Origin of the sequence: Kocuria sp. CPCC 205231, assembly GCF_040980965.1 — a bacterium.
GTDB classification, from domain to species: domain Bacteria; phylum Actinomycetota; class Actinomycetes; order Actinomycetales; family Micrococcaceae; genus Kocuria; species Kocuria rosea.
Window position 1 is genome coordinate 142,337 of sequence record NZ_JAVKPP010000011.1, and the last position, 7,765, is coordinate 150,101.

The 7,765-nt window shown below is 69.9% G+C and carries 6 protein-coding genes and 1 tRNA gene; 5 read left to right on the forward strand and 2 right to left on the reverse strand.

What is annotated here, in order from left to right; translation table 11 throughout:
• Positions 1-22: 22 nt before the first annotated feature.
• Genes RF640_RS12900 through RF640_RS12910 form a run of 3 tightly spaced genes read left to right on the forward strand, consistent with a single transcriptional unit; the run spans position 23 to position 3,428 of the window.
• Positions 23-1,657 carry a circularly permuted type 2 ATP-grasp protein gene (locus RF640_RS12900; protein WP_017834314.1) on the forward strand — a complete coding sequence of 545 codons (1,635 nt, stop codon included), beginning with the start codon at positions 23-25 and terminating at the stop codon, positions 1,655-1,657.
• Positions 1,651-2,577: an alpha-E domain-containing protein gene (locus RF640_RS12905; protein WP_017834313.1), complete on the forward strand. Its 927-nt coding sequence runs from the start codon at positions 1,651-1,653 to the stop codon at positions 2,575-2,577. The genes RF640_RS12900 and RF640_RS12905 overlap by 7 nt, the downstream gene beginning before the upstream one ends.
• On the forward strand, positions 2,574-3,428 hold the full coding sequence (locus tag RF640_RS12910) for a transglutaminase family protein (RefSeq protein ID WP_133410122.1): 855 nt from the start codon (positions 2,574-2,576) through the stop codon (positions 3,426-3,428). The genes RF640_RS12905 and RF640_RS12910 overlap by 4 nt, the downstream gene beginning before the upstream one ends.
• A gap of 59 nt (positions 3,429-3,487) precedes the next feature.
• Here the strand turns inward: RF640_RS12910 and glgC are convergent, their stop codons facing one another.
• The gene (gene glgC / locus RF640_RS12915; protein ID WP_176337735.1) at positions 3,488-4,732 is read right to left on the reverse strand and encodes a glucose-1-phosphate adenylyltransferase; all 1,245 of its coding nucleotides are present in this window, start codon (positions 4,730-4,732) and stop codon (positions 3,488-3,490) included.
• A 212-nt stretch (positions 4,733-4,944) separates the two neighbouring features.
• Here glgC and glgA point away from each other — a divergent pair, with 212 nt between their 5' ends.
• Together glgA and RF640_RS12925 are read left to right on the forward strand one after the other, a co-directional pair.
• Entirely contained in the window at positions 4,945-6,138 is a 1,194-nt protein-coding gene (gene glgA / locus RF640_RS12920) for a glycogen synthase (RefSeq protein ID WP_031283439.1), read from the forward strand.
• A gap of 446 nt (positions 6,139-6,584) precedes the next feature.
• Positions 6,585-6,670, forward strand: a tRNA-Leu gene (locus RF640_RS12925).
• Between the two features lie 461 nt (positions 6,671-7,131).
• On the opposite strand, the gene RF640_RS12930 is transcribed toward RF640_RS12925, so the two are convergent.
• Complete coding sequence (locus tag RF640_RS12930; RefSeq protein ID WP_017834308.1) at positions 7,132-7,608, reverse strand: VOC family protein; 477 nt, start codon at positions 7,606-7,608, stop codon at positions 7,132-7,134.
• Between the last annotated feature and the right edge of the window lie 157 nt (positions 7,609-7,765).

Genomic DNA, 7,765 nt, shown 5'->3' on the forward strand with positions numbered 1-7,765 from the left:
GAAAGGCATGTGATCGCCCGACATGTCCGACCTGTTCGAGAACTACGCCGCCGACATGGCCGTGGCGGCGGCCTACGACGAGATGTACACGCCGGACCGGCAGGTCCGCCCCGGCTACGACCGCATCGGCGGTGTCCTCGACGACCTCTCGCTCAGCGACGTCAACACCCGCGCCGACTCCATGGCCCGCTCCTTCCTCGACCGGGGCGTGACCTTCGACTTCGCGGGTGAGGAGCGGCCCTTCCCGCTCGACATCGTGCCCCGGGTGATCACCGCCGGGGAGTGGGACGTCATCGAGCGCGGCGTGAAGCAGCGGGTCCGGGCACTGGAGTGCTTCCTCGACGACGTCTACGGGGAGCAGCGGGTCGTGGCCGACGGGATCGTGCCGAAGGCGCTGATCACCTCCTCCGCCCACTTCCACCGGAGCGTGTGGGGCTTCCGGCCCCCGGGCGGCGTCCGGATCCACGTGGCGGGCATCGACGTGGTCCGGGACCAGCAGGGCGTGTTCCGGGTCCTGGAGGACAACGTGCGCGTGCCCTCCGGGGTCTCCTACGTCATCGAGAACCGGCGGGCCATGACCAAGGGCCTCCCGGAGGCCTTCATGTCGCAGCCGATCCGCGCCGTGGAGGCCTATCCCCGGCACCTCTACAAGGCGCTGCGCGCCACGGCCCCGGAGGCCGCCGAGGACCCCGTGGTGGTGGTCCTCACCCCGGGCGTGTTCAACTCCGCCTACTTCGAGCACACCCTGCTGGCCGGGCTCATGGGGGTGGAGCTCGTGGAGGGCCGCGACCTCGTGGTCCGCGGCGACAAGGTCTACATGCGGACCACCGACGGCGAGCAGCGCGTGGACGTGATCTACAAGCGGATCGACGACGAGTTCGTCGACCCCCTGCACTTCCGCTCCGACTCCGCGCTCGGCTGCTCCGGACTCGTCAACGCGGCCCGCGCCGGGAACGTGACCATCGCCAACGCGATCGGCAACGGTGTGGCCGACGACAAGCTCACCTACTCCTACGTCCCCGACCTCATCCGGTACTACCTCGACGAGGAGCCGGTGCTGCCCAACGTGGACACCTACCGGCTGGAGGAGGACGAAGCCCGCGCCTGGGTGCTCGCGCACCTGGACGAGCTGGTCGTCAAGCCCGTGGACGGGTCCGGCGGCAAGGGCCTGGTCATCGGCCCCCAGGCCACCGCGGCGGAGCTCGAGGAGCTGCGGGCGAAGGTGCTGGCGGACCCGCGCGGGTGGATCGCCCAGCCGGTGCTGCAGCTGTCCACCGTGCCCACGTTCGCGGACGGGGAGTTCAGCCCCCGGCACGTGGACCTGCGGCCCTTCGCGGTCAACAGCGGCGAGGAGGTCTACGTGCTGCCCGGCGGGCTGACCCGGGTGGCCATGCAGAAGGGCTCACTGATCGTCAACTCCTCGCAGGGCGGCGGCTCGAAGGACACCTGGGTGCTCGGCCAGCCGCAGACCCAGGACCTCGACCCCGGCCAGGCCCCGCCCCCGGACGTCGACTCCTCGGTGCACACGTGGCCGGTCTCCGCGTCCTGGCAGGACGAGGGCGACAACGGCCAGCAGCAGCAGCAACAGCAACAGGCCGTGACCACCACCGCGGGCACCACCGCGACGACCCGCACCGGAGAGGGGCCCACATGCTGAGCCGCATTGCCGAGTCCCTGTTCTGGATCGGCCGCTACGTCGAGCGGGCCGACGGGGTGGCCCGGATCCTCGACGTCCACCTGGAGCGGATCACCCAGCTGCCCGTGGGCGAGCAGGAGGCCGAGGTGCGCCGGATCATGGCGGTGATGGGCGTGGAGCCCGGGGACGGCGACTACAGCGTCCGGTCGATGATCCACGAGCTCGCGTGGAACAAGGACTGCCTGACCTCCATCTCGGGCTCCCTGCACGCCGCCCGCGAGAACGCCCGCCGCGCCCGGGAGACCGTGTCCTCGGCCATGTGGGAGTCGCTCAACTCCACGTACTACGGCCTGGGCCAGCACCGCCGCGACGTCGTCGGCACCTTCCGCGTCTGCCACTGGACCATCGAGCGGATGGCCACCGTGCGCGGGCAGACCCAGATGACCATGTCCCACGACGAGTCCTGGATGTTCCTGTCCCTGGGCGCGGCGATCGAGCGGGCGGACATGACGTCCCGGCTGCTGTGGACCCGGTCCACGTCCACCTCCGGCATGTCGTGGGTGTCGATCCTGCACTGCGCCGGCGGGTACGAGGCCTTCCTGCGCACCCGCTACGGCACGTTCAGCGACGAGTCCGCGACCGAGTTCCTGCTCCTGGACCGGCTCTTCCCCCGCTCGATCCTGCACGCGCTGACCACGGCGGAGGAGATCCTCGTGGGCCTGGAGCCGGGTCTGCAGCGGGTCGGGTTCAAGGACGACGCCCGGCGGATCATCGGCGAGGCGCGCACGGCGCTGGAGTTCCACCACGCGGAGGACCTCATCGCGGTGCTGCCCGAGCACCTGAACAACGTCCAGGCCGCGTGCGCGAGGGCGTCGGAGGCCGTGAGCACCAAGTACTTCTCGCACGCCGTCGAGGCGTCCTGGTTCGGAGGCATGCTGTGACCCGGCTCAAGATCGACCACGTCACCCGCTACGACTACAACGACAACGTCTCGAAGTCCTACAACGAGGCCCGGATGACGCCCCTCTCGGACGACGAGCAGATCGTGCTCGAGGCGGAGCTGACGCTGAGCCCGGGGACCGCCACGGTCAGCAACTACCGGGACTACTGGGGCACCCGGGTCGCGGCCTTCGACATCCAGGGCCGGCACCGGCACCTGGAGGTCCGCTCCTCGGCCACGGTGGAGGTGCACCGGCGGCCCGGCGACGAGGTCGCCGACGGGCTGAGCTGGGAGGAGCTGGCGACCCCCGAGGTCCTCGACGCGGTCTCCGACCACGTGCCCCAGACCCCGCTCACCCGGCTCGGGCCCGAGCTGGAGAAGGTCGCCGAGGAGATCCGCAAGGAGGCGGCCGACCCGGCCGCCGCGGCCGCCGCGATCTTCCAGGGCATCGCCTCGCACATGCAGTACGTGCCGGGGGTCACCGGGGTCCACACGGACGCGGAGGCCGCCTGGCGGGAGGCCAAGGGCGTGTGCCAGGACCTCGCGCACGTGGCCATCGGCATGATGCGGCACATCGGGATCCCCGCCCGCTACGTCTCCGGCTACCTGCACCCGGACTACGAGGCGGGCATCGGGGCGACCGTGCCGGGGGAGTCCCACGCGTGGGTGGAGTGGTGGAACGACCGCTGGTACGCCTACGACCCCACCAACCACACGCGGCTCACCGACTTCCACGTCACGGTGGCCCGCGGCCGCGACTACACCGACGTCACGCCGCTGAAGGGCATGGTCACCGGCGGCGGCGGCACCTCGGGGCTCCAGGTCCAGGTCGAGGTCACGCAGACCGCATGACGACGGCGGGGCCGCCCCCCGTCCCCGGGTGGTCGGCCCCGCCGTGACAGGTGGGATCCCTAGCTCTCGAAGCGGAAGTTCTTCGGGGCGACCGTCAGCCCGGAGGGTGTCACCGTCAGGCCCCGGGCGCGGTCCTGCTCCGCGTCCACGCCGACCTTCACGCCCGGGGGCACCACCACGTTCTTGTCGAGGATGCACCGCTCCACCACGGCCCCCTCGCCGATCTGGACGTTGGGCAGCAGGACCGACTGGTTGACGGTGGCGTCGTTGTTGACCAGCACCTTCGGGGAGAGCACCGACTCGGTCACGCGCCCGCCGGTGACCAGGACCCCGCGGGAGAGAATCGAGTCGGTGGCGATGCCGCCCTCGCCCCGCGGGCCGCGCACGAGCTTCGCCGGCGGGGCCTGCATCTCGTTGGTGTAGAGCGGCCAGGCGTAGTTGTACAGGTTGAACACCGGCAGCGGGCGGATCAGGTCCATGTGGGAGTCGTAGTACGAGTCCAGGGTGCCGACGTCGCGCCAGTACTGCCGGTCACGGTCCGTGGAGCCCGGGACGTCGTTGTTCGTGAAGTCGTAGACGGCGGCCTCGCCGCGGTCCGCGAACCACGGCATGATGTCCCCGCCCATGTCGTGGTTCGTGTCCTCCTTCGCCTCGTCGGCCCGCAGCGCCTCGACGAGCGCGTCGGTGTCGAAGACGTAGTTGCCCATCGAGGCGAAGAAGGCGTCGGGGTCGTCCGGCAGGGGAGCCGTGCTCTCGGGCTTCTCCACGAAGCGGGTGATCTTCGTGACGTCCTGCGGGTCCGTCTCGATCACGCCGAAGGACGTCACCATCTCCATCGGCTGGCGCACGCCCGCCACGGTGGCGCGGGCCCCGGACCGCACGTGGAAGTCCACCATGTCGGAGAAGTCCATCCGGTACACGTGGTCCGCGCCGACCACCACCACGATGTCCGGCTTCTCGTCGTCGATGAGGTTCATCGACTGGAAGATGGCGTTGGCGGAGCCCAGGAACCACTCCTTGCCCCGCCGCTGCTGGGCCGGCACGGTGACCACGTAGTTGCCCAGCTGGGCGGAGAGGCGCCAGGTCTGGGTGACGTGCTGGTCCAGGGAGTGCGACTTGTACTGCGTGAGCACCACGACCTGGAGGTAGCCGGAGTTCACGATGTTGGACAGCGCGAAGTCGATCAGCCGGTAGCCGCCCGCGAAGGGCACCGCGGGCTTGGCGCGGTCCACGGTGAGCGGCATCAGGCGCTTGCCCTCGCCTCCGGCCAGGACGATCGCGAGAACCTTCTTACGGTGGGGCATGGGAACCTCTCTGACTTCTTCGGCAATCGGGCGCAACATCTCCGCCTCGCGGTGCGGAACCACTCGACAGGCGCCTTCATTGTGTCTTAACCGCCGCGAAGGCGAGTGACCGACCGCACAGGAGTCCGGATGTGTCTCACGGAGCGGCACGCACGGCCCCCGACGGGCGTCTTCCCGTGGCACCGTGCCGATCCTGCAGTACGCTCGGAACCGTGCGAGTAGATATCTTGTCCAAGGAGTTCCCGCCCGAGATCTACGGCGGCGCCGGAGTCCACGTGTCCGAGCTTTCGCGGGTCCTGGCCCCGCTCGTCGACCTGAGGGTGCGGTGCTTCGGTGCTCCGCGCGAGCCCCGGGTCAACGGCGTCGAGGTCCAGGCCTACCCCGTGCCCGCGGACCTGGCCGGCGCCAACGCCGCGATCCAGACGCTGGGGGTGGACCTCGCGATGATCGGCGACATCGCCGGCGCGGACCTGGTGCACTCCCACACCTGGTACGCCAACATGGGCGGGCACCTCGCGTCGCTGATGTACGGCATCCCCCACGTCCTCTCCGCGCACTCCCTCGAGCCCCTGCGCCCGTGGAAGGCCGAGCAGCTCGGCGGCGGGTACGCGGTCTCCTCGTTCGTGGAGAAGACCGCCTACGAGGCGGCCGCGGCGATCATCGCCGTCTCCGACGGGATGCGCCAGGACATCCTCCGGTCCTATCCGGACGTCGACCCCGACCGGGTCCGGACGGTGCACAACGGCATCGACGTGAGCCAGTGGGTGCGCGACGAGGGCACCGACGTGCTCGAGTCCTACGGCATCGACCCGGCCAAGCCCTCCGTGGCGTTCGTGGGCCGTGTGACCCGGCAGAAGGGCGTGCCGTTCCTGCTGCGCGCCGCGGCCCTGCTGCCCGAGGACGTGCAGCTCGTGCTGTGCGCCGGCGCCGCCGACACCCCGGAGCTCGGGGCCGAGGTCAACGCGCTCATCGACGAGCTGAGGGCCACCCGGTCCGGGGTGGTGCTCATCGAGAAGATGCTGCCGCGCCGCGAGATCGTCCAGATCCTCTCCGGTGCCACGGCCTTCGCCTGCCCGTCCGTGTACGAGCCGCTCGGGATCGTCAACCTCGAGGCCATGGCCTGCGGCACCGCCGTGGTCGCCTCCGCCACGGGCGGCATTCCGGAGGTCGTCGTCGACGGGGAGACGGGCCGGCTGGTCGCCATCGAGCAGGCCCAGGACGGCACCGGCACGCCGGTCGATCCCGAGAAGTTCGTGGCCGACTTCGCCGCCGCGCTGACCGAGGTGGTCTCCGACCCGGTGCGCGCCCGGGAGATGGGCGCCGCCGGCCGGCGCCGCGCCGAGGAGCACTTCGCGTGGGAGTCCATCGCCGAGCGGACCCTGGAGGTCTACCGCTCCGTCCTCTGAGTCGCCGCGGCACCGCACGCCCTCGGCGGGCGGTGCCGGCGCCGGACGGTGAGAGGCGGCGGCCACCGTGGTCCCGTGGGAGAACGGGGCGGCGGCGGCCGCCGCCGGCACAGGTGAGGGGGGTCCCCGGCCGTGTCGAGGGTCCCTGGCACCGGCGGGGACGGGGGGCTCCCCGGTGGCGCGAACGCAACCCTCGAACGAGCATCGCCCCAGGTCAGCTGGAGAATCCTGGAGATGCTCAGCCACCATTCAACCGCATGGCGGGGCGCGGTGGAAGCCGGAAGTGCACTTACTCAGGGGTTTTCATCAAAATTTTCGGCGCGGTCGCGCTGCTCCTCCGGACAGCGGCGCCGATGTGAACGGCGGCCGCGCATGTGGTACCTTATTTTCTGTTGCGTTCAGGAGGAACGGCCGGAAACGGCACCACGTTCGCCTTGGATCCACTCGCGCGGGTGGCGGAATAGGCAGACGCGCTAGCTTGAGGTGCTAGTCCTCGTATTAGAGGGTGGGGGTTCAAGTCCCCCCTCGCGCACAGTGCGATGTCTCAGGACATCGGAAACACCCCGGACCTACGGTCCGGGGTGTTTTTGTGTGTCCGGGGTGTTTTTCTGTGTGCGGGGGGTCGGGTGAAGGTCCTCGAGCCGCTGACGGACACCGACCACGGCTCCCCCCAGTTCACGATCCGCGACGGCGGCGGCAACCTGTGGACCATGGGTACCTGCCGCGGCGCATGAGCCGATGAGGACCGGCGCCCCGACTCGTGCTCCCCCCTGAGCCGTCCTGGCCTGCCGCAACGGGCGCTGGGCGTGCGAGCTCACCCCCTGCACCGCAGTCGGACCACCGTCCTGACCATCGAGTCTTTTGACGGAGGCGGTCGGATGGTTCCAGATCCGACGGTGGCCAGTGTCCGGAGCCGGTTCGACAGCCACGAACGGGAGCGGGGACGGTCTCGCCCATAGGGGGCTGGGCGGTTCGCAGCGCGCCCTCCGTGTTTCAGGAACGGTCGGCGGCGGCCTCCAGGTCGGCGATGACGAGCTTGCGCATCGACAACATCGCGGCCATCACCCGCTGCGCCCGGCCCGGATCGGGATCGGCCAGCAGCTCGACGAGCCTGCGGGGCACCATTTGCCAGGACAGCCCGTACTTGTCCTTGAGCCACCCGCACATGCTCTCCTGCCCGCCGTCGGCGGTGAGAGCTTCCCAGTACCGGTCCACCTCCGCCTGATCGGCGCAGTCGATCTGGAACGACACCGCTTCGCTGAAGCTGAACTCGGGCCCGCCATTGAGCGCGGTGAACGGATGACCGTCGAGCTCGAACTCCACGGTCAGCACCATCTCGGCCGGCCGCGGCCCGGCCTCGCCGTAGTAGGTGATGTCGGTGATCCGGGAGTTGGGGAACACCGTGAGATAGAAGTTCGCTGCGTCCTGGGCTTCGGTGTCGAACCACAGGCAGGGCGTGAGAGTAGTCATGGTGGGATTGTCTGCTTCCGCGCCCGGCCTGGGGAAGGTACAGGGAAGACATGACGACGCCTCGTGCAGAAGAAACTCGAGGGGGCTGTCAACGGCGAGTGAAAACTGACCCCTTTCCGGCATCTGAAGGTTGACCCCCTGATCACTCATCTTCTTG

What these genes read in the sequence shown, in the direction of transcription:
- RF640_RS12900 (WP_017834314.1), top strand. Translation starts at nt 23, where the DNA reads ATGTCCGACCTGTTCGAGAACTACGCCGCCGACATGGCCGTGGCGGCG.
- RF640_RS12905 (WP_017834313.1), top strand. Translation starts at nt 1,651, where the DNA reads ATGCTGAGCCGCATTGCCGAGTCCCTGTTCTGGATCGGCCGCTACGTC.
- glgC (WP_176337735.1), bottom strand. Translation starts at nt 4,732, where the DNA reads ATGCCCCACCGTAAGAAGGTTCTCGCGATCGTCCTGGCCGGAGGCGAG.
- RF640_RS12930 (WP_017834308.1), bottom strand. Translation starts at nt 7,608, where the DNA reads ATGACTACTCTCACGCCCTGCCTGTGGTTCGACACCGAAGCCCAGGAC.